The 21,992-nt window shown below is 40.8% G+C and carries 20 protein-coding genes; 11 read left to right on the forward strand and 9 right to left on the reverse strand.

What is annotated here, in order from left to right; genetic code table 11:
* Positions 1-85: 85 nt before the first annotated feature.
* The 3 genes from ATG70_RS19930 to ATG70_RS19940 form a co-directional block, all read right to left on the reverse strand.
* Positions 86-1,738, reverse strand: coding sequence for a lactate permease LctP family transporter (locus tag ATG70_RS19930; RefSeq protein WP_098446177.1), 1,653 nt, complete (start codon positions 1,736-1,738; stop codon positions 86-88).
* Between the two features lie 33 nt (positions 1,739-1,771).
* Positions 1,772-2,722: an L-lactate dehydrogenase gene (locus ATG70_RS19935; protein WP_098446178.1), complete on the reverse strand. Its 951-nt coding sequence runs from the start codon at positions 2,720-2,722 to the stop codon at positions 1,772-1,774.
* A 187-nt stretch (positions 2,723-2,909) separates the two neighbouring features.
* Complete coding sequence (locus ATG70_RS19940) at positions 2,910-3,155, reverse strand: hypothetical protein (protein ID WP_098446179.1); 246 nt, start codon at positions 3,153-3,155, stop codon at positions 2,910-2,912.
* Positions 3,156-3,338: 183 nt separating this feature from the next.
* On the opposite strand from ATG70_RS19940, the gene ATG70_RS19945 reads away from it, so the two are divergent.
* Entirely contained in the window at positions 3,339-4,166 is an 828-nt protein-coding gene (locus ATG70_RS19945) for a nucleotidyltransferase (protein ID WP_098446182.1), read from the forward strand.
* A gap of 53 nt (positions 4,167-4,219) precedes the next feature.
* On the opposite strand, the gene ATG70_RS22630 is transcribed toward ATG70_RS19945, so the two are convergent.
* The 5 genes from ATG70_RS22630 to ATG70_RS19965 all read right to left on the reverse strand — a co-directional run bounded on the left by ATG70_RS22630 (position 4,220) and on the right by ATG70_RS19965 (position 10,020).
* The gene (locus tag ATG70_RS22630; protein ID WP_179886352.1) at positions 4,220-4,369 is read right to left on the reverse strand and encodes a hypothetical protein; all 150 of its coding nucleotides are present in this window, start codon (positions 4,367-4,369) and stop codon (positions 4,220-4,222) included.
* A 53-nt stretch (positions 4,370-4,422) separates the two neighbouring features.
* Positions 4,423-5,880 (reverse strand): carbon starvation CstA family protein, encoded by a 1,458-nt coding sequence (locus tag ATG70_RS19950; RefSeq protein ID WP_098446184.1) that lies wholly within the window; start codon positions 5,878-5,880, stop codon positions 4,423-4,425.
* Between the two features lie 137 nt (positions 5,881-6,017).
* Positions 6,018-6,746 carry a LytR/AlgR family response regulator transcription factor gene (locus ATG70_RS19955; protein ID WP_098446186.1) on the reverse strand — a complete coding sequence of 243 codons (729 nt, stop codon included), beginning with the start codon at positions 6,744-6,746 and terminating at the stop codon, positions 6,018-6,020.
* Positions 6,747-8,483: a sensor histidine kinase gene (locus ATG70_RS19960; RefSeq protein ID WP_098446187.1), complete on the reverse strand. Its 1,737-nt coding sequence runs from the start codon at positions 8,481-8,483 to the stop codon at positions 6,747-6,749.
* A gap of 160 nt (positions 8,484-8,643) precedes the next feature.
* Positions 8,644-10,020 (reverse strand): sigma-54 interaction domain-containing protein, encoded by a 1,377-nt coding sequence (locus tag ATG70_RS19965; protein WP_257147831.1) that lies wholly within the window; start codon positions 10,018-10,020, stop codon positions 8,644-8,646.
* 298 nt (positions 10,021-10,318) lie between these two features.
* Between ATG70_RS19965 and ATG70_RS19970 the strand changes: the two genes are divergently transcribed.
* The 4 genes from ATG70_RS19970 to nhaC all read left to right on the forward strand — a co-directional run bounded on the left by ATG70_RS19970 (position 10,319) and on the right by nhaC (position 14,649).
* Positions 10,319-11,521 carry an ornithine--oxo-acid transaminase gene (locus tag ATG70_RS19970; RefSeq protein WP_098446189.1) on the forward strand — a complete coding sequence of 401 codons (1,203 nt, stop codon included), beginning with the start codon at positions 10,319-10,321 and terminating at the stop codon, positions 11,519-11,521.
* A 27-nt stretch (positions 11,522-11,548) separates the two neighbouring features.
* A complete protein-coding gene (locus tag ATG70_RS19975; RefSeq protein ID WP_098446190.1) occupies positions 11,549-12,838 on the forward strand; it encodes a Glu/Leu/Phe/Val family dehydrogenase in 1,290 nt (429 codons plus the stop codon).
* Positions 12,839-12,879: 41 nt separating this feature from the next.
* Positions 12,880-13,134, forward strand: a complete 255-nt coding sequence (locus ATG70_RS19980; protein WP_098446191.1) for a hypothetical protein — start codon at positions 12,880-12,882, stop codon at positions 13,132-13,134.
* Between the two features lie 81 nt (positions 13,135-13,215).
* The gene (gene nhaC, locus ATG70_RS19985; RefSeq protein WP_098446192.1) at positions 13,216-14,649 is read left to right on the forward strand and encodes a Na+/H+ antiporter NhaC; all 1,434 of its coding nucleotides are present in this window, start codon (positions 13,216-13,218) and stop codon (positions 14,647-14,649) included.
* A 70-nt stretch (positions 14,650-14,719) separates the two neighbouring features.
* Here nhaC and ATG70_RS19990 read toward each other — a convergent pair whose 3' ends face one another.
* Positions 14,720-15,097 (reverse strand): PH domain-containing protein, encoded by a 378-nt coding sequence (locus tag ATG70_RS19990; RefSeq protein WP_098446193.1) that lies wholly within the window; start codon positions 15,095-15,097, stop codon positions 14,720-14,722.
* A gap of 212 nt (positions 15,098-15,309) precedes the next feature.
* Between ATG70_RS19990 and ATG70_RS19995 the strand changes: the two genes are divergently transcribed.
* The 6 genes from ATG70_RS19995 to ATG70_RS20020 all read left to right on the forward strand — a co-directional run bounded on the left by ATG70_RS19995 (position 15,310) and on the right by ATG70_RS20020 (position 21,979).
* Positions 15,310-16,116 (forward strand): alpha/beta fold hydrolase, encoded by an 807-nt coding sequence (locus ATG70_RS19995; protein WP_098446194.1) that lies wholly within the window; start codon positions 15,310-15,312, stop codon positions 16,114-16,116.
* 148 nt (positions 16,117-16,264) lie between these two features.
* Positions 16,265-17,281: a LacI family DNA-binding transcriptional regulator gene (locus tag ATG70_RS20000; protein WP_098446195.1), complete on the forward strand. Its 1,017-nt coding sequence runs from the start codon at positions 16,265-16,267 to the stop codon at positions 17,279-17,281.
* A gap of 148 nt (positions 17,282-17,429) precedes the next feature.
* Positions 17,430-18,743 carry an ABC transporter substrate-binding protein gene (locus tag ATG70_RS20005; RefSeq protein WP_098446196.1) on the forward strand — a complete coding sequence of 438 codons (1,314 nt, stop codon included), beginning with the start codon at positions 17,430-17,432 and terminating at the stop codon, positions 18,741-18,743.
* Between the two features lie 60 nt (positions 18,744-18,803).
* A complete protein-coding gene (locus ATG70_RS20010; protein ID WP_098446197.1) occupies positions 18,804-19,703 on the forward strand; it encodes a carbohydrate ABC transporter permease in 900 nt (299 codons plus the stop codon).
* A 3-nt stretch (positions 19,704-19,706) separates the two neighbouring features.
* Entirely contained in the window at positions 19,707-20,618 is a 912-nt protein-coding gene (locus tag ATG70_RS20015) for a carbohydrate ABC transporter permease (RefSeq protein WP_098446198.1), read from the forward strand.
* Between the two features lie 14 nt (positions 20,619-20,632).
* Positions 20,633-21,979, forward strand: coding sequence for a GH1 family beta-glucosidase (locus ATG70_RS20020; RefSeq protein WP_098446199.1), 1,347 nt, complete (start codon positions 20,633-20,635; stop codon positions 21,977-21,979).
* Positions 21,980-21,992 lie beyond the last annotated feature (13 nt).

Below are 21,992 nucleotides of genomic sequence, written 5' to 3' on the forward strand. Positions count from 1 at the left end.
TGGTGTGGACATGTATTGAGAATCAGCGTCTATATAGAATTAATCATAAAAATAGGAGCCAGCTGCCTGACCCCTAAGTAACGCGTTAACTTATGAAAAGGGCTTGAGCAAAGGTGATGCCCCCTGTGATGAGTAAAAAGACGAAGCTATATTTGAGAGTGAAACGGAAGAGATCTCCTTCGCGTCCTACAAGACCAACCGCACCTGTTGCAACGGCGATAGACTGTGGAGATAGCATTTTTGCCATCACGCCACCTGCTGTATTCGCAGCAACGAGCACCATCGGAAGAACAGCGATTTGTTGAGCGGTAATCTGTTGTAGATTCCCGAATAGTGCGTTGTTAGATGTAACAGAACCTGTTAAGAATACGCCAATCCATCCAAGCAGTGGAGAGAGGAATGGGAAGACGCCACCTGTTGCAGCAAGGGCTAGACCTAATGTAGAGCTCATTCCACTATAATTTGCAATGAAGGCGAATCCTAGCACCATCATAATTGTAAGAACGGGCTTTTGAAGTTCTTTTACCGTTTCAACAAAAGCTTCTAGCGCCGCTTTAGGACTCATTCTAAGAATAAAAATAGATAGGATCGCAGCGATGAAAATGGCTGTTCCTGTTGCTGAAAGAAGATCAAGTTTCAACATCGCCCCATATGGTGTAGGTTCACTTACAATTGGTGCTGTTTTAATAACGAGATTATGGAGTCCAGGTACAGGAATTTGAAGAATCGTTGCTTCAAGTAATCCGCCTTCTACAAATAAATTTTTGAAAGGTTTTAAACTCCAGATTGTGACCATTCCTGTTAACGCAATGAATGGAGACCATGCTTTTAAAATTCTACCTGCTGTTAGCTGAGCTTCAGGGTCAAGAGAAACAGCCAGTTGTGCCTCCACTTCAGGGTTAATTCCATGAGTTTGTTGCATTTTGGGATGCCATATTTTCACGAATACAGCTACGGCTACTAAACTAACGATGGAAGAAGTAATGTTAGGGAGTTCAGGTCCAATAAATGTGACTGTAGCCCATTGAGTAATGGCATATGTGCTACCGGCAACGAGAGCTGCTGGCCATACTTCTTTCAAGCCTTTCATACCATCCATAATGACGACGAGTAGGAATGGAATTGTGAAAGAGATAAAGGGAAGAGACGTGCCGAGAAATTGCCCAATTTCCATTGGAGCGAGTCCACTTACTTGACCAGCAACAATGACGGGGATGCCCATTGCGCCAAAAGCACCGCTAGCTGTATTGGCGATTAAACATAGTCCAGCTGCTTTAAGTGGTTCGAATCCAAGTCCGACAAGAAGGGCTGCTGTAATCGCAATCGGTGCTCCAAAACCAGCTGCGCCTTCAAGAAACGCATTGAATGAAAAGGCGACGAGCAACATTTGAATTCGTTTGTCATCCGTAATGGATACAATGGAACTCCTGATAATGTCGAATTGCCCACTTTTTACAGAAAGTTTATAAAGGTAGACCGCTCCAATAACGATGTAAGAAATTGGCCATAAGCCAAATGCAAATCCGTAACCAGTTGTGGCTGCAACCATCGAGATCGGCATATCATAGAAGAGAATCGCAATCACGATAGCGAGCATCACTGTAACCGTAGCAGCGATATGCCCTTTCATTCGAAAAGCGGTAAGAGCAAGAAAGAAAAAGATAATCGGGATAAGAGCAATAAAAGCGGATAGCCAGATGTTAGTAAATGGATCATATACTTGTGTCCATGTTTCCATGGGAGATCACCTCTTAAGCGTTATAGTAGGGTTTCATTTCACTGTCTCAAAACAGGGTTTCATTGCTTCTCGTAACGTCCTTGCAGAATGGTGCAATTGCTTCATCTCTGTCTCTGTGAGGTCAAGCTCCACAATTTCTCGAATACCGTTTCTGTCGATAATGGCAGGGGCGCCAATATAGATGTCATCAAGACCATATTCACCTTGCATCAATGTTGAAATCGTTAGGATAGAGCGTTCGTTTCTTAGAATTGCCTTTGTCAGACGAACAAGTCCCATTGCAATACCGTAATAAGTTGCGCCTTTCCGATTAATGATGTGGTAAGCTGCGTCGCGGACGTTCATAAAAATCTCTTCAAGTACTGGCAGCTCTTCTTCTGATAGCATTTGCGTTACTGGCCGACTACTAATGGTTGCGTGACTCCAAACTGGAAGCTCCGTATCGCCATGCTCGCCGAGGATATAAGCATGTACATTTCTAGAATCGACGTGGAAATGATCGCCGATTAAGTAACGGAGTCTTGCGGTATCAAGAATCGTACCAGAACCAATAACACGTTCCATCGGTAGACCAGAGAATTTCCATGTAGCGTAAGAGAGGATATCCACTGGATTCGTTGCTACGATGAATAGTCCGTCAAAACCACTCTCCATAACGGTAGTAACAATTCCCCTGAAGATGTTTACATTCTTTTCAACAAGATCAAGTCTCGTTTCCCCAGGCTTCTGATTTGCCCCAGCTGTAATTACGACAATGTCAGCATCTCGACAGTCTTCATAATCCCCTGCCCAAATTCTCATAGCTGACCCAAACGGCATCCCGTGATTTAAATCTCTGGCTTCTCCTTCAGCTTTTTCTTTATTTAAGTCAATGAGAACCATTTCATTCACAACTTCTTGATTTAATAAGGCGAAAGCATAGCTTGTTCCAACAAATCCAGTTCCAATGACGGCGACTCTCGTTGTATATCGTTCGTTTTTCATATCAATTCCACCAATCTATTGTTTGTGATGTCTTTCACATACATAATATAACGTGGATTTAATTGCTCATATGTGACAAAGATCACATGAAAAGGTTTACATATAAAATTAATTTTAAAAGGTAAAATAAACATGATTAAATGAGAAATCTATGTAAAAAACGCTCAAATTTTGAGCGTTTTGTTTTTTACCAGAAAAAGAAAGGTGACCAGCTATAAGCAGCGATGGAGGCAAGACCGACTGCAATGAGAGCCGCTCCGAAAAAAAAGTAGCTACCAAAGCCGGGACCGTCGTTTCCGCCGCCCTCCATCGGGCGCAGGTAGACATTGTCACGATCACAGTGGTCGATGTATCCATAGTGCGTAGTGCCATCGTGGCAGCGAATGGCTACACATCTGCCAACATTATTATTGAATTTCTCGTGATAAGACATGTTATTCCTCATTTCTAGTTTAGTGTAAGAGTCACGAAACTCTCCGAACTTGCTAGATACATTATTACTCTATGAAATAAACATAGAGGAGGTTTGGACAGGAATGGAATTGAAGCAAAATAACAACACTTTAATAAAAGAAATTAAGTAGCTATGATAAAGATACAATAGAGGAGGTGCGGGATGGACACGATTAAACCACTGGGGTCATTTTATAGAGTGGATGATGAAGGCCATTTGGTAAACGATACGTCGTGGGAGAAAATTGATCGAAACTATCGAAATGCGATCAGACGTGCTGTTGAAATTTTAACTCTAGCAATCCCTATAAGCAGCATTTACTTAAGGGGATCAGTGCCAAAGGGGAATGGAATTGAGGGTATATCGGATCTTGATTTCATAGTTTTAACGGACCAAGATAATGAAAAAGCAGCTGAGTTCCTAAATGAAAAACTAACAGATGAATTTCCATGGGTGAGTGGTTGTGAGGTAAGTTTTTTTTCACATCAAAAGCTAGGAAAATTAACGCGCTTTTCAATCATTCCATTTATGCTCAAAACGTCTAGTCTCTGTGTATACGGAAACGACGTGACAAATGATATTCCGAATTTTAAGCCAGACCGAGCCCTTGCCAATGATCATCTCATTCAGCTGCGAAAACATATTAATCAGGCGAAAAAAGAGCTGCTCGGCAATGAAGATGCGGAAGATATTGCGGATTGCTGTACATGGATTATGAAAATAATTGTTCGTAGTGGACTAGCGCTTGTCATGGAACAAAAGCCAATGTATACAAGAGATCTATATCCAGCGTATGCGTTATTTAGCGCTCATTACTCACAGAAAGAACAAGAAATGAAGCAGGCCATAACATATGCGATTGTACCTTCTAAATCTGCAGATGAAATAACTCGTTTTTTGAATGGGTTTGGGGAATGGATGATTCAAGAATCAAATCAATGGTTAGATCAATACAATCCGAGTCGAGTACCTTATATGCCTATAACATAATAGCTAAATGAAAAGACCGGAGATCAAGAAAATGATCTTCGGCCTTTTTTCATTTATAAATAGGTGATTAACGCGATTCCGCCTAAGAACAAACCACTTAGAATGAGTTTACCGAAAAGGGGGAGTTGTTCTTTTCCCTTTTCGTTGATTCGTTCTTCTTCTTCATCAATAGTCGTTTTATATTTTGAATGACAGCAGCCCATATCATCACACCTTTACAATCCGTCAAAGGGGGATTTTCTGTTCAACGTATCCTTTATGCAACGCTGTCCTTATCCCAACCTGAAATATCGATTTCGAGGGGAATGTTGGCAGCACGTTGCTTACGAGCCGAGTAGAAGAAAGCTACAATAACAGCGATCGTAATGATGGTTGCCCCAATGTAAGCGACGTTCATCGGTAAGCGAAATCCAATTGGCGCATTTAGAATGTAAGTGGTCGTTGCCATCGTGATGAAAATCGCTGGAATCATCGCAATCCAATAGTTTTTCTTCGCAATAAACAAGTACATTGCACCAACCCATAAGGCAATCATCGCTGTAGACTGGTTTGCCCATGAGAAGTATCTCCATAGAAGGGTGAAATCAATTTTCGTGAGCCCAAATGCAACAACGAAAAGCGGTAGTGCGATCCAGAGACGATTTGTTACTTTACGCTGTGAGTAATTAAAGTAGTCTGCAATAATCATACGAGCACTTCTGAAGGCTGTATCGCCAGACGTAATTGGAAGGACGATAACACCAAGAATGGCTAGCGTTCCGCCGATTGCACCGAGCATGAGCGTAGAAGCTTCACTTACAATGGCAGCGGGACCACCATTTGCAAGTAGTTCATTTAACCCAACCGGGCCATTGAATAAGCTCATAGCGGCAGCCGCCCAAATCATCGCAATGACACCTTCTGCAATCATCATACCGTAGAAAATGTTACGACCTTGTTTTTCATTTTGCGTTGTGCGTGAAATGATTGGCGTTTGTGTGGCGTGAAACCCAGAAAGCGCGCCGCAAGAGATTGTTAAGAACAGCAATGGAAAGACCGGTGCATTGTCAGGGTGAAAGTTACTTAGCGTAATTTCAGGAATCGGTGCGCCGGTGAACACAAGTCCAGCACCAACACCAAGTGCACTAATAAGAAGAAGGGCGCCAAAGATTGGATAGAAGCGACCGATGATTTTATCAATCGGTAGCAATGTAGCTAGGATATAGTAAACAAAAATCGCTCCTAGAATAAGGCCCATTGTTGCCCAGCCGTTCATTAAGTTATTCAATAGACCAGCTGGTGCTGTGACAAACACCGTTCCTGTTAGAAGGAGAAGTAGAACGGCGAATGCATTTACAACGTGCTTCATCACTTTTCCAAGAAACTTTCCTGCAAGTTCAGGTAAGTGAGCGCCCCTGTTACGAATGGAGATCATTCCTGTAAGGTAATCGTGAACAGCTCCTGCGAAAATACAGCCAAATACGATCCAGAGAAAAGCGACTGGCCCGTAGAGTGCACCAAGAATCGGGCCGAATATTGGACCAACCCCTGCAATGTTCAATAATTGGATTAAAGAATTTTTCTTCGTGTTCATTGGAAGGTAATCGACGCCATCCTGATGCGTATAGGCGGGGGTTTGACGTGCTTCCTTAATGCCAAAAATTTTCTCAACAAATTTTCCGTAAGTAAAATAACCAATAATAAGAAGTGCAATTCCTGCTAGAAATGTATACATGAAATCATCCCTTTCCGTACAATGTATGCGTTTACATAAAGTATAAGAGATGAGAGGGAGGAATGGACTCATTCCGCTCTAACATGTCTGAAAGTTGGATTGAGATGTCTGTATGAAAGACTGACATGCACTCGGAATTACAATTCAAGTTCAGTACGAAGCGCTTTTACATAATTACGACTTACAGAAAGCTTTTCTCGAGCACCTTCTAATTCAAGCTGATAAGCACCATTAAACCAGGGGGTCAGGCGCGTCACGTAGTGAAGATTAACAAGATATCCTTTATGAATTCTAAAAAATGAGAAGGAGGATAGTCGGCTTTCAAGTTCTTTTAGCGCCATCTTCACTTCGTACTCGCCATTTTTCACAACGATCCGTGAGACTTTTTCATCGCGAAAAATAAAGAGGATATCATTGGGATCGAGGTAATGAATCTCACCTTCTAGTTCAACTGATAGCTTGCCTTTCTTTGGTGGAAGATCTTCTTTAGTAGATACGTGCATCAACTTCTCTAGACGCTGTACGGTTTGATAAAGCTGTTCTTCATCATAAGGTTTCAGAAGATAGTCAACCGCTTCATATCGAAAAGCTTCTGCAGCAAATTCAGGATAAGCAGTCGCAAAAACAATGTGCGGTGGTTTTTTTAGTTCCAATAAGGCTTTTGCTGCTTCCATCCCATTCATTTTGGGCATCTCGACATCAAGAAACACAACATCTGGTTGGAGTTGAAGTGCTTTGATCACAGCTGTTTCACCTGAATCAGCTTCACCAATGACATTTATCGACTTACAATGTGAGAGTAAATGAACGAGTTCCTGGCGGCTGTATCGTTCATCATCCACGATTAAACATTTCAATTCGTTCATCTATTCGTCCTCCATTAGTGGAATCAAAAAGCAAATGGTTGTACCGTTATAAGGCTCGCTATGAATGGAAAGGCTTGCTTCGTTTCCAAATAGCATTGTTAGGCGACGATTTACGTTATAGAGTCCGAGTCCTGTACCAATCTCAGACGCGACGTGTGCTTTTCCGAGCTCTGTTAAACGATCAGGGGGAATCCCTTCACCGTTATCAGTCACACAAACAGTAACCCCGTTTAGATTTTGAGCAATCGTAATTTCAACGAGACAATCGTTTTCCTTATTTTTGATACCGTGTTTAATCGCATTCTCAACAATCGGCTGTAACGTCAGGGGAGGCAATTGAACCGTTAATACACTTTCATCAATTGTATATTTAACGGTTAGTCTGTCTACAAAACGAGCTTCTTCCACTTCCAGATAGGCTTTCACATGTTTTAACTCCTGGTTAAGCGACGTCATATTTGCCGTAGTTCCAGATAAATTCTGTCTTAAGAAGTGTGAAAGGGAGACGAGTAATTTACGTGCTTTATCTGGTTCAATTCGAATTAACGAAATGATCGTATTAAGTGAATTAAACAGAAAGTGCGGACTGATTTGTGCTTGTAATGCTTTGATTTCGGCTTCTTTTGCGAGCTGATAGGCTTTATCTGCTTCAGCGATTTCGAGCTGATTACTAAGAAGATTGCTGAGACCGAGCACAAGCTCAGTAATAATATGGGTAATCTCTTTTTCCGATCGGAAGTAAAATTTTAGCGTGCCGATTGTTTTCCCTCGCTGTTTAAGCGGGGCAATGATGGCAGCTCCGAGCGGGCAGTCTTTTTCGGCGCAGTGAATGGTCTGATCGTTTGCTACAACAATCTCACCATTATGAATGACGTCTTTCGTAATGGTTGTTTGAATCTCATGTCCGGATTGGTGATGGTCGTTTGCAAGGCCAACGTGACTTAAAATGTGTGTACGATCTGTTATCGCGACTGCACTACCTTCAATTTCACGATGAAGAATCTGACAAACTTCATTAGCTGAAGCTTCGGAAAGTCCCTGTCTGAGATACCCGAGTGTTTGATCCGCGATACGAAGGGTTTTCTGTGCCTGAAGAGCACCAGCTTTTTCTTCCTCGTTTACAACATTTTTTATAATAAGAAGGAAGAGAGCACAGCCAATCCCGTTTGCGAGAATCATTGGGATTCCGATTACTTCTACTAGAGCCAGGGCATTTTGGAACGGTTTAGAAAGAATCAAAATAATGAGCATTTGAACGGCTTCTGCACCTGCACCGATCATAAAGGCTGATCGAAGTTTAACATGACGATTTCGTTTATGTAGAGAGCCCGCGATAAGTCCAGCAATAATGGAGGCAAGTCCACAAGCAAATGCTGTGAATCCACCGAGCATATAGCGGTGAACCCCTGCGATAAGTCCGGCACCAAAGCCAACCCTCTTTCCACCAAGAAGTCCAGCAAGAACGACCCCAATTACTCTTGAATTCGCGATGGCTTCGTCAGAAGAAACTTCCAGCGGCCAGGAATTAAATTGGAGTGAATCTGTACTAAATGTTAAACCTGTATACGTTCCGATGATCCCGAAGAAACCAAAGAAGCCAATCGCAACATACTGTTGCTTACGAGCAAGCTGATCGCTGTAGATCATATCTCTGAAGAAGCGAAAGCGGGTTAGCACAAATGCAATTGTAACGATAATGCCAAGTCGCTCAAGCATCGTAAGCAAGAGTTCGATCATGAGGAGAAGCTCCTTTCAGGTGCCTGTCACCACCCGGTTTAAGTCAAATTCTGTCGAATGGTAAAGCGGTTACTTCTTATTATACGGGTTTTAATGAAGAGATAAAATGGATGAACGAGTGAAGACGAATCACTCAAACATAAAATGCGATTTCTTACAGTTACGTTTGAATATCAAACTTCCTTAACCGGTACTGCAAGCTTTGTCTACTCAGACCTAACACCTGTGCTGTTTTCGAGATGTTGTTTTTATTTTCTTTAAGCACTTGTTGAATATAATTTTTTTCAGTTTTCTCCATTTGTTCTTTCAATGGGATGACTTGATTTGAGTGATGAATGGTTAGTTGATCAGGCTCAATCAAATGTCTTTCTTTTTGTAATGGAGATTTATTTCGATACTGAATGGGCAAATGAGAATAGTGTATGATGTCTTCGCTCATCATTAAATTCATCGCTCCTTCAATAATATGCTCTAATTCTCGAACATTCCCTGGCCAATCGTAAGCCTGGAATGACTCAGAGACTTCGGTATCTACTCCTTTCACATCCATTTGAAAGAGATCATTATATTTTGAGATAAAGGAATCTACTAACAAAGAGATATCCTCTTTCCTTTCTCTAAGTGGCGGGATAAATAGTGTCACAACCCCAAGTCGGTAATACAAGTCTTTACGCATTCGTTCCTTCGCAATGGCTTCAATGGGGTCTTCGTTCATTGTAGCGATAATTCTGACGTCAATGGCCTTATCTTCTGTATCACCAATGCGCCTAATTGTTTTTTCCTGCAGGACTCTCAATAGTTTCGCTTGTAAATTCATACTTAAAGAATTGATTTCATCAAGTAATAACGTTCCGCCCTCTGCTTGTTCGAATAATCCTGGTCGTTCCGTGGCGCCTGTAAAAGCACCACGCTTTGTCCCAAAAAGAAGGCTTTCAATTAAGTTATCCGGCAGTGCTGCGCAATTTTGCGAGATAAATGGAGCCGAAGAGCGATGGCTTCCATTGTGAATGCTTTGCGCGAATAATTCTTTCCCCGTACCGGTCTCCCCTACAATTAAAACAGACGACGACGTTCGCGTACTGCGTTTTGTATTCTCAATCACTTCTTGAATAGCAAGACTACTTCCGATAATGCTATCAAATGTAAAGCGCGTGTTCCCTTTTCGATTCATATTATCTCGGATTAACCGTTCTAATTTAGTCACATCGTTAGAAATTTCGACAGCGCCTTTAATCGTACCATTTTCTAAAATGGGAAAAGAGTGATTAATTGTCGTGATTTCTTTCCCTTTATTATTGAAATACGTTTGTTTCACATTAGACGTTTCGACCCCCTTTTGAAGCGCCTTAACGAGCGTGCTGCTTTCATTTGCAGAGAACATGAAAACATCTAATAAATATTTATCAAGCACATCCTGGTGATCCATTGCTTCAATTTGCATCATTTTCGGATTGTAAATGATCGTTTTACCTTTCTCGTCGATCACATGAACACCTACGTCGATTTCATCGATGATTTTTTTATATACCTGGTTTATGGTTTCAAGAGATTTACAGTCGTTCTCAGTGTCATTATCCAAAATACATACCTCCTATACTGCTATCGTTATTGTATGTGTAGAAGTACATGCGTTGCAATATTTTATTGCGCATACATGCAAAAAAGATCAATTATACGCAAAGGAATTTTGCATATCTGAATTGAATAATCCCCGTCATCCTTATACTTAACGCGTAAATAAAAGTTGGCATAAAACTTGCTAATTACTAAGGGGAGAGAAGAGCGAAGTTATTTTTGCTCCTCTAGGTGAGGCGAACTTTTAAAGGAGGATGAACATGAAGACACAAACAACGACTGAGAATGTGATTGAAAAAACAACTCAACTTGGAGCGAATAACTATAACCCGCTTCCAATTGTTATTACGGAAGCGGAAGGGGTTTGGGTAAAAGACCCTGAAGGTAACCGATACATGGATATGCTGAGCGCTTATTCAGCAGTTAATCAAGGACACCGTCATCCGAAAATCATTCAAGCGTTAAAAGATCAAGCAGATCGCATTACGTTAACTTCTAGAGCTTTTCATAACGACCAATTGGCTCCGTTTTATGAGAAGGTCGCAAAGCTAACGAATAAAGCAAAAGTTCTTCCAATGAACACGGGGGCAGAAGCAGTAGAAACTGCCATTAAAACAGTGCGACGCTGGGCTTATGATGTGAAAGGCGTTTCTGAAAATCAGGCTGAGATTATTGCATGCGTCGGGAATTTCCATGGACGTACAATGACGGCTGTATCCCTTTCTTCTGAGGCTGAATACCAGAGAGGATTCGGTCCAATGTTACCGGGAATTAAATTGATTCCTTACGGTGACATTGATGCGCTACGAAAGGCCATTACACCAAATACAGCTGCTTTCTTATTTGAACCGATTCAAGGAGAAGCAGGGATTGTCATTCCTCCAGAAGGCTTTTTAAAGGAAGCTTATGATGTTTGTAAAGAGAATAATGTGCTTTACGTTGCAGATGAAATTCAAGCGGGTCTTGGGCGCTCTGGTAAAACATTTGCCTGCGATTGGGAAAATGTTGAGCCGGATATTTATATTCTTGGAAAAGCGCTGGGCGGAGGCGTCTTCCCAATCTCATGTATTGCAGCTAATGAAGAGATTCTTGGTGTCTTTAATCCTGGCTCACACGGATCAACATTTGGGGGGAATCCACTTGGGTGTGCCGTTTCCGTTGCTGCGCTTGAAGTTTTAGAAGACGAACAGTTAGCTCAGCGGTCACTCGAACTTGGAAACTATTTTCAAGAAAAATTAAAGGAAATCGACAACCCTCTTATAAAAGATGTGCGCGGTAAAGGATTATTTATCGGAGTTGAATTAACAGAGTCAGCAAGACCTTACTGCGAAAAGTTAAAAGAAGAAGGACTTTTATGTAAGGAAACGCATGATACGGTGATTCGATTTGCACCACCGCTCGTGATTTCACGTAAAGATCTTGAATGGGCCATAGCTAAAATCGTAAATGTGTTATCCAAGTAAGAACAATAAATAAGATGAGGTGTCTAAATGGAAACGGCAGTTAGCCAACAATTAAAGCAGGATGAAAAACAAGATACGGAATCACTGAATTTATTTCACTCCACTCAAATTGTCGTGAAGGAAGCGCTGGACCAATTAGGCTATTCAGATGAGATGTATGAACTTTTAAAAGAACCAATGAGAATGCTAACTGTCCGTATTCCTGTGCGAATGGATAATGATAAGGTTCGTATTTTTACCGGATATCGGTCCCAACATAATGATGCGGTGGGACCAACAAAAGGTGGGGTGCGATTTCATCCAGAGGTAAATGAAGATGAAGTAAAGGCGCTATCTTTATGGATGAGCTTAAAATGTGGGATCGCCAATTTACCTTACGGCGGAGGAAAGGGCGGGATCATTTGTGATCCGCGCGAGATGTCTTTTCGCGAATTGGAACGGTTAAGCCGTGGCTATGTTCGTGCAATCAGTCAGGTTGTTGGACCGACAAAAGATATTCCTGCTCCAGATGTTTTCACAAATTCACAAATTATGGCATGGATGATGGATGAATACAGTCGGATTCGTGAATTCGATTCTCCTGGATTCATTACGGGTAAACCAGTGGTGCTTGGTGGCTCTCATGGAAGAGAAACGGCAACAGCTCGTGGTGTAACGATCTGCATTGAAGAGGCTGCTAGAAAAAAGGGAATCAAGCTACAGGGAGCACGCGTAGTTATTCAGGGGTTTGGCAATGCTGGGAGTTTCCTAGCGAAATTCATGCATGATGCTGGAGCTAAAATCATTGGAATCTCTGATGCTTATGGTGCGATTTATAATTCTGAAGGTCTTGATATTGATGACTTGCTAGATCGGCGCGATAGTTTTGGAACGGTGACAACTTTATTTAACAACACGATTACGAATAAGGATCTCCTTGAGTTAGACTGCGATATTCTTGTGCCAGCTGCGATTTCAAATCAAATTACAATCGAAAATGCTTCAGCCATTAAAGCTTCCATTGTAGTAGAAGCTGCTAATGGACCGACAACAATCGAGGCTACCAAAATCTTAACAAAGCGGGGTATTTTACTTGTTCCTGATGTACTGGCAAGTTCAGGTGGTGTGACAGTCTCGTATTTTGAATGGGTTCAAAATAATCAGGGGTACTATTGGACCGAAGAAGAAGTAGAAGCAAGGTTGCGAAAGGTGATCGTTGAGTCTTTTGCGAAAGTTTATGAAATCTCAAAAACTTACCACGTTGATACAAGGTTAGCAGCTTATATGGCAGGAATTCGAAAGATGGCAGAAGCTTCAAAGTTTCGAGGTTGGGTTTAGGTCGGATTCTATATTACTGTAACGAAAGGGAGGATGATAGAATGAATGAGATCGTTCATACAATCAACAGTCCTTACTATGGTACAATTGAGCAGGTCGTTACACAGCCATTGGATTATGTATATGAGTGGGAAACCTTGTTTTTAGTTAAAACAGGCGAAGGTAAACTTGAACATATTAATGTTGGAGTAAGTGGACATCTCCTTTCAATTGAAGTGACTCAGGGAGAAGAGATCACACCTGTTACAGTGTTAGGAACCTTGAGGGATGATTTGTTAATAACCGGTAGTGATTGATGAGAGATAAGCGCGCCACCCTTTTCTGTTTAGGCAGAAGAGGTACATAGGTAGACCATGAATCAAACTGGAGGTAAGCGAATGAGGAGAACCGATAAGCAGATGACTTTTGGTTTAGCAATTGTTCCGTTCATAGCTATGATTGTTGCGATGGTTTTTACCATTGTCGTTTTTGAAGGAAGTGCCCATATCCCTCTTATTTTGGGCGCTGTTGTATCCGCTTTCATTGCTTGGTTTGTTGGTTTCAGTTGGGGTGAAATCGAATCTAGTATTTACAAAGGAATTCGTCTTGCGTTACCAGCAGTGGTTATCATCATTCTTGTAGGGATTGTGATAGGCGCATGGATTGGCGGAGGAATTGTAGCAACAATGTTTTATTATGGTTTAAAGCTCATATCGCCGGCTTTTTTCTTAGTGTCTATTGCGGTTATTTGTGCAATTGTCTCGATTGCGACGGGAAGTTCGTGGTCCACAATGGGGACAATCGGTATTGCAGGGATGGGAATAGGAATGAGCATGGACATTCCTTCTGGAATGGTGGCTGGAGCGATTATTTCAGGAGCGTACTTTGGCGATAAAATGTCCCCTCTTTCAGATACGACGAATCTCGCTTCAGGAACAGTAGGGGCAAATTTGTTCGAACATATTAAGCATATGACGTATACTACAGTGCCCGCCTTTATCATTGCTCTGGGTGTTTACTGGTATTTAGGAACAAAATTTGCCTCAAATAAGATTGATTTTGAGAAAATCGAAGCGATTATGAAAGTGTTACAAGAAGAGTTCGTTATTTCACCTTGGCTCCTTATAGCGCCAGCTCTAGTAATTGTATTAGTATCAAAAAAAGTACCCGTTATCCCTTCCTTAATTTCTGGTATTATTCTGGGTTTTCTTGCTGATGTTTTTGTGCAGGGCGGTGATGTAGGAACAGCAGTCAATACATTGCAAAGCGGGTTTTTCATTGAAACAGGGAATGCCACAATCGATGAACTTTTCAATCGAGGTGGCATAGACGATATGATGTATACCGTCTCTCTCGTAATTTGTGCGATGACGTTTGGTGGAATACTAGAAAACACAGGAATGCTTCATGCAATTGTAAATCAAATTATTAAAATAGCAAAAACAGCGAAAGGGTTATTAACGACGACAGTTATGTCTGCCTTTGCAACAAATGTGTTAACGGCAGAGCAATATATATCAGTAGTGTTACCAGGTCGGATGTATGTAAAGAGATATAGAGAGTTAAATCTCCATCCCAAAAATTTATCAAGGGCGATCGAGGATGGAGGGACTTTAACTTCGGTGTTTGTCCCGTGGAATACGTGTGCTGTATTTATCTTTGGTACGTTAGGAGTTTCTGTGATTGACTATGCGCCATATGCGATCTTAAACTATCTTGTACCTATTCTTTCGATTGTCTTTGCGTGGAGTGGTTTAACAATTGCTTATATGACAAAGGAAGAGAGAATGAACTGGGTGGAGGATGAAGAGAAGGTAGAAGAAGTAGGATAATAGGAAGAAGTATAAAATAAAAAGCAGAATTCCTTATAAGGAGATTCTGCTTTTTGAATTGATTTCGATTTTATCCGCAAAGCTGCGTAAGAATTTTTTGGATTGTATAGATGCTATCATCCTTCTTAAACTGTTTTGAGAAAGTAGGAGTCTGTGAACTAGAGACCCAGATTTTAAGTTCTGCATCAAGATCGAAGTGTCCTGCTGTTTCAATACTGAAGTGCGAAATGCTCTTATATGGAACAGAATGATATTCTACTTTCTTACCTGTCATCCCCTGCTTGTCAACAAATAAAAGCCGTTTGTCTGTGAACACGATTAAATCTCTAACAAGCTTAAACGCAGCGTTCACCTCTTCTGTGTCAGCAAGAATGTTAGACAGTTCTTTCTTCACATCTTCTTTTTTCATCGTAGAAGCATTTCCCATAAATCCGCTTAAAATGCCCATTGTAACTCCTCCTTCACATTTTTTATCATGCTCTCCCTCATATTCTAGCATAGGTAGTGCCTGTCACCACCCGAACTGGATCGAATGCTGTCGAGCAATATATGGATAAAAAAGCGGGTTTTTGCATACGTATCGAATGATGCTCGTGCTACACTCAAGTTAACAATGCAATCAGGAAGAACAGCAGTGATTACTATTAGGAGGGGTCAACAATGCCATTCATGAATCTTGAAGATGACCTTGAACTTTATTATGAAGATGTGGGAATGGGGAGTCCGGTTATCTTTATTCACGGTGTTTGGATGAGTAGCCGTTTTTTCAAAAAGCAGCTTCCTTACTTTAGACAGAAGTATCGAGCAATTTCTTTGGATTTAAGGGGTCATGGCCAGTCCTCTCATGTTCAAACTGGTCATACTGTGGCAAACTATGCTCGTGATCTTAAGAAGTTCATCGATGAGCTTCACTTAAAAGAAGTCACGCTAGTGGGTTGGTCAATGGGAGCCTTTGTCATTTGGGAATATTTGCATCAGTTCGGTGAAGACAATGTGAAGGGCACGGTTATTGTTGATGAGCTCGCATCTGACTTCAAATGGCCTGATTTTGATATAGGTGCATTCGATCTCCCAGCACTTACAGGAATGATGAGAGACATTCAATCCGATCAGAAGGAATTACTTCAAGGGTTTATTCCTCTCATGTTTAAAGAGGAACGATCTCAATCCGAGCTTGAGTGGATGTTAGAGGAGACAACGAAAATGCCAGCTTCCATTGCTAGTGCTATTTTATTCGATCAATCGATCATTGACTGCCGTCCTTATTTAAATCAAATCACGAAACCAACGCTATTGTGTTTTGGAAAAGAAGAAAAGCTCATCCCTGTAGCAGCAGGAGAACACTTAGAACGTGAAATCCCTAACGCAAAACTCGTCTTATTCGAAGATAGCTGCCACTGTCCATTTATAGAAGAAACTGACCGATTTAATCGGATCGTTGATGAATTTATAGGGAATTTAATTTAGCTTTTTGAAAAGGCAAGTAAACCTGTTTACTTGTCTTTTATTTTCTTTCAAAAAACTTTAAATTTTCCTGAAAATAGGTGTTGCTTATCCAAAAATGCTGGGATATAATAACATCAACGAAAGCGCTTTCGATCCAGAGGAGACAAAGATGATTACAATCTATGATTTAGCAAAAAAAACTGGATTTTCAAGTACGACCGTTTCCAAAGCTCTCAATAATTATCCAGATGTTAGCAAAAAGACAAGGCAGGCCATTCTTGATACGGCTACTGAAATGGGCTACTTACCAAATGCTCATGCACAATCTCTTTCAACGAAGAAATCATGGACAATAGGCGTCATGTTTTCGGAAGACAATCAAATCGGGATGAAGCATCCATTTTTCAGTGCTGTTATTGAAAGCTTTCGAAAACATGCTGAGAAGGAAGGCTATGATCTCATTCTTGCTTCTAGAAATCTTCGTAACAGAGGTTCGAGTTACCTTGAGCACTTCCTGTATCGAGGTGTAGACGGTATTGTGGTTATCTGTTCAGATCCGAATGATCCACAGGTGCAAGAAATGATTGATGCTAGCATTCCAATTGTTGTCATCGATATGAGTAATCGAAACTGTAGTGTCGTATTCTCTGATAATCTTTCCGGTGGTGCACTTGCGATTAACTACTTGTATTCGCTCGGCCATACGAAGATCGCTCATATTTCAGGTGAACCTTCTATCTATGCTGGCCAAGTAAGAATTCAGGGTTACTCGGACGCGATGAAGAAGTTAGAGCTTCCAATTTTAGAAGGCTATCTTGTAAATGGTGGAATGTTTTCTATTGAAGAAGGCGCCAAAGCAATGGATAAGCTTCTTGATTTAAAAGAGCCTCCTACAGCTATCTTTGTAGCAGGGGACCATATGGCCATAGGTGCAATGGAAGTTGCTAAGAAAAGAGGGTACAATATCCCGGATGATATCTCGATCATTGGTTATGATGATATCGAAATGGCAAGTTATGTAACGCCGAAATTAACAACAATTAAACAGGATACTGATTCAATTGGCATTCGTGCAACCCAGCTTCTTATGAAGCAAATCATTCAAAAGAAAAAAATCATCACAGAAGAAATTATCCCAGTCGAGTTAATTGAAAGAGAATCTTGTAAACGACTAAAGAAAAAATAATTTTTTTTAGTCGTATAAGAAACCGCTTTCAATGAAGGGGATTTATATTTTTGGTTAAATCGAAACCGGTTTCGATTTTATTTTATACCTATTTCGAAACCGGTTTCGCTAATAATATATTCTTTGAAAAAAAGGAAGGGGCTCATCCATGAAAAAGGTTATTGGTCTTATGATGTCACTCGTCTTATTGTTTGGTATTTTAGCTGGTTGTTCAAACTCGGAGTCTTCAGGAGAAGCAAAAGGGGATAAAGATGTTGATTTAAAAGTTTGGTCTTTTACCGATGAGTTAAAGAAACCAATTACAAAATTTGAAGAAAAAAATGGTGTGAAAATCGAGCTAACAATTGTACCGATTGCTGACTACCCTACTAAGCTTAAGCCTGTTCTTGAAAGTGGCGTAGGAGCACCTGATGTGTTTACGGGAGAAATCGCGTTTTTGAAGCAATGGGTAAATGCTGGTTACTGGGAAAACCTTTCTGAGGATCCTTATAACGTAAATGAACTTGCAGATAACTATGTGCCCTATGTTTTTGACTTAGGTAAGGACGAGAATGGTGATGTAAGAGCATTATCATGGCAAACAACACCTGGTGGAATTTACTACAAGCGTAGCATTGCGAAAGAAGTGCTTGGCACCGATGATCCTGATGAAATTGGTGAAATGCTAACATCAATGGATAAAGTATTTGAAGTATCAGAAAAAATGAAAGAAAAAGGTTACCGTATGTTCCCGGACGAAGGATCGATTCGCTGGTTCTCTCAAGGAGATGATCCTCAAGCTTGGGTCAATGAAAAGGATGAATTACAGCTAACAGATCAAAAAATCGAATTTCTAGATTATGCAAAAAAACTTCGTGAAGAGAGCTATACAGCACTTGCTCCAGAATGGTCACCTTCATGGTTTGAAGCAATGGATAAGCCAATTAAGGTAAAAGAAAATGGCGATGAAACTGAAACAGAAGTTTTCTCTTATGTTCTTCCTACATGGGGTCTACATAGTGTCTTGAAGACAAATGTAGAAGACTCTGTTGGAGACTGGGCAGTAACAAGTGGTCCTAGTCCGTATTTCTGGGGTGGAACTTGGTTAGGTGTCTACAACAAGTCTGAGAATAAAGAGCTTGCGTATGATTTTGTGAAAATGATGACACAAGATGATGAATTCCTAACAGATTGGGCAAAAGAAACTGGCGATGTTCTTTCTTACCTTCCTGTAACGAATGAAATCAAAGGGGATTTTAGTGATGAGTTCCTTGGTGGACAAAATAACTATCAGTTCTTCCTTGAGCAAGCAAAGAGCATTGAGCCAGGTATCGTAACAAAGTACGATCAGCAGCTTGATACATTTTATGGTAATGCGGTTCAGGAGTATGTAGATGGTAAGAAATCAAAAGACGAAGCGATTGCTGAATTTTATAAGAAAGCTCAAAATGCTTACCCTGAATTGAAAGTACCAAAGAAGTAAGAAGTGTAAGCGGTGTAAGGATTCTTATACCGCTTATCTTATTTTGAAAGGAGCGACGAGATGAAGAATCTGAACCGCTATGGCTATGCCTTTATAGCACCGTTTTGGATCATTTTTCTCATATTTAATATCTACCCCGTAGCACTAACCTTCTACTATAGTTTTACAAATTACAGCGGTAGTGGAACGGCAGAAGTAGTAGGTTTTGCGAACTACCAACGATTAATTGCTGACTCCTATTTTGTAGAGGCATTCTTTAATACATGGAAAATATGGGGTGTGAACTTTGCCCTCCAAATTGTCATTGCACTTATTCTAGCTATGATCTTCTCAGATGCGCGAGTGAAAATGAAAGGACTTTCATTCTTCCGTTCGATCTTCTACCTACCAAATTTAATTACGGTCAGTTCAGTAGCCCTATTATTTGGCATACTACTAGATTGGCAGCACGGATCGTTAAATATGGTTTTAATGAATATCGGTGTTATCTCAGAGCCTATTAACTGGTTGAATCAGCCAACAACTGCTCAACTTTCAGTATCTCTTATTCTCACGTGGATGTGGTTTGGACATTCCTTCATCGTCGTTATGGCGGGCGTATCAGGAATTTCTACTGATTTCTATGAAGCTGCTTTAATTGATGGAGCGAATCGTTGGCAAACCTTCACCAAAATTACGCTTCCTTTGTTAAAACCGATCCTTCTTTACATTATGATTACCTCGTTAATTGGTGGTCTCCAGCTATTTGATTTACCTATGCTTTTAACAGATGGTATTGGTTCTCCAGATGGATCGTTAAATACGATGGTTCTCTACTTATACAACCAGGCATTTAAGTACAACAATTATGGTTACGCTGCTGCAGTTGCATACGGGCTGTTTATTATTACAGTGATCTTCTCAGCAATTGTCTTTAAATCAATGTATGGCAACGAGCGTAAACAAGCGAGGCGGGTGTAAATCATGATCGACCGATCAGAAATCGAAAACAATGTGACGCCTGAACAACTGGCGAAAAGAACGCTAATCCCTCAAGAAAAAAAGACGAAGAAGCGTCGCTCGATTGTGAAGGGGATCATTTATGCGCTACTCATTTTAACTGCGGTTATTTGTTTTATTCCATTCCTTATGATGCTTGTCAATGCGACGCGTTCAAATGATGCGATTCTTACTGGATTTACGTTAATTCCTGGTACAGCACTGATGGAGAACTATCGCACCATGATGGAATACGTAAACATCTGGAATGGCTTTAAAAACAGTTTAATTATTTCGGTGCTTGTGACGCTTTTAACTGGTTACTTTTCAGCTCTAACTGCGTATGGCTTTGCTTTCTATACATTTAAAGGTAAAAATTTCTTGTTCGTTTTTATGCTTGTGATGATGATGGTACCAGGTCAGTTAGGTCTAATCGGCTTCTACGAGCTTTGTAAAAACCTAGGCATCCTGGATACGTTTATCCCATTAATTGTCCCTGCAGTTGCTAGTCCATTTGTTGTGTTCTTCTTACGTCAGTACATTCAAACGACGCTTCATCCAAGTTTAATTGAAGCTGCTCGAATTGACGGAGCAAGCGAATTGCGGATCTTCCATACGGTTGCGATTCCGATCATGATGCCAGCAGTGGCAACGATGTCGATCTTTACTTTCATCGGCTCATGGAACAACTACATTATGCCGTTAGTGATTCTATTTTCACCAGAAAAGTACACGCTACCGGTTTTGATGGGATTCCTAAAAGGTTCACAGGTCGCACAAAATTTAGGTTCTATGTATCTAGGTATCGCCATTTCTGTTGTACCGATCATGATCGCCTTTCTATTTTTATCTAAGTACATCGTTAATAGTATTTCAGCAGGGGCTGTTAAAGAGTAGGGGAGTGGAAGTATATGAATTTCAATAAAGACTTTACGTTTGGAACGGCAACATCTTCGTATCAAATTGAAGGAGCCCACAACGAGGGAGGAAGAACTCCTTCCATCTGGGATATGTTCTGTGATATCCCAGGTAAAGTGCATCAACAGCACAATGGTAATGTAGCTTGTGATCACTACCATCGCTATGAAGAAGACATCCAAATTATTAAAGAACTTGGGGTAGACAGTTACCGCTTCTCCATCGCTTGGCCACGAATATTCCCAGCGAAGGGGGATTATAATCCAGAGGGAATGGCCTTCTACAAAACATTAGCAAAACGATTGCGTGAAGAAGGCATTAAGCCAGCTGTTACTCTCTACCACTGGGACCTTCCAATGTGGGCACATGAAGAAGGCGGTTGGGTAAACCGAGATTCAGTCGAGTGGTTCTTGGATTATGCAAAAGTTTGCTTCCGTGAGCTTGATGGATTAGTAGATTCATGGATTACGCACAACGAACCATGGTGTGCTGGCTTCCTTGGGTACCATATGGGCGTTCATGCTCCAGGACATACGAACTTAGATGAAGCTGTTCGTGCTGTTCACCATATGCTTTTATCTCATGGAGAAGCGGTGAATTTGTTGAAAAACGAATTTGCTTCGACGACATCCATTGGGATTACGTTAAATTTATCGCCTGTTTATCCGAAAACGGATTCGGTTAACGATCGCCTTGCAGCAAATAACTCAGATGGTTACTCGAATCGCTGGTTCTTAGATCCAGTTTTTAAAGGAAGCTACCCGGTAGACATGATGAACTTGTTCTCTAAATATGTTCATAATTTTGATTTTATTCAAGATGGCGATTTGCAGACAATATCCACTCAATGTGATTTCTTTGGTATTAACTTTTATAGCCGTGGTTTAGTCGAATTTAATGCGGCCAATGATTTTATGACTCAGGGGGCATATTCTGATTACGAAAAAACTGGAATGGGATGGGATATTGCACCAAATGAATTTAAGGACCTCATTAGAAGATTAAGAAATGAATATACAGATCTCCCAATTTATATTACGGAAAATGGCGCAGCGTACGATGATAAGGTGGAAGACGGACGAGTTCACGATCAAAATCGAATCGATTACGTTGAAAAGCATCTTCAAGCTGTTTCAGATTTAAATGAAGAAGGCATGAACATTCAGGGCTACTATTTGTGGTCGTTGCTTGATAATTTCGAATGGAGCTTTGGGTATGATAAGCGTTTTGGAATAATCTACGTGAATTATGAAACTCAGGAACGAATCTGGAAAGACAGTGCATTGTGGTATGCGGACATTGTGAAAAATAGAGGATCCGTTCTGCCACTTAATGCATAGAAGGAAGGGGCAT

The organism is Bacillus sp. es.036 (assembly GCF_002563635.1).
GTDB lineage: Bacteria > Bacillota > Bacilli > Bacillales > Guptibacillaceae > Guptibacillus.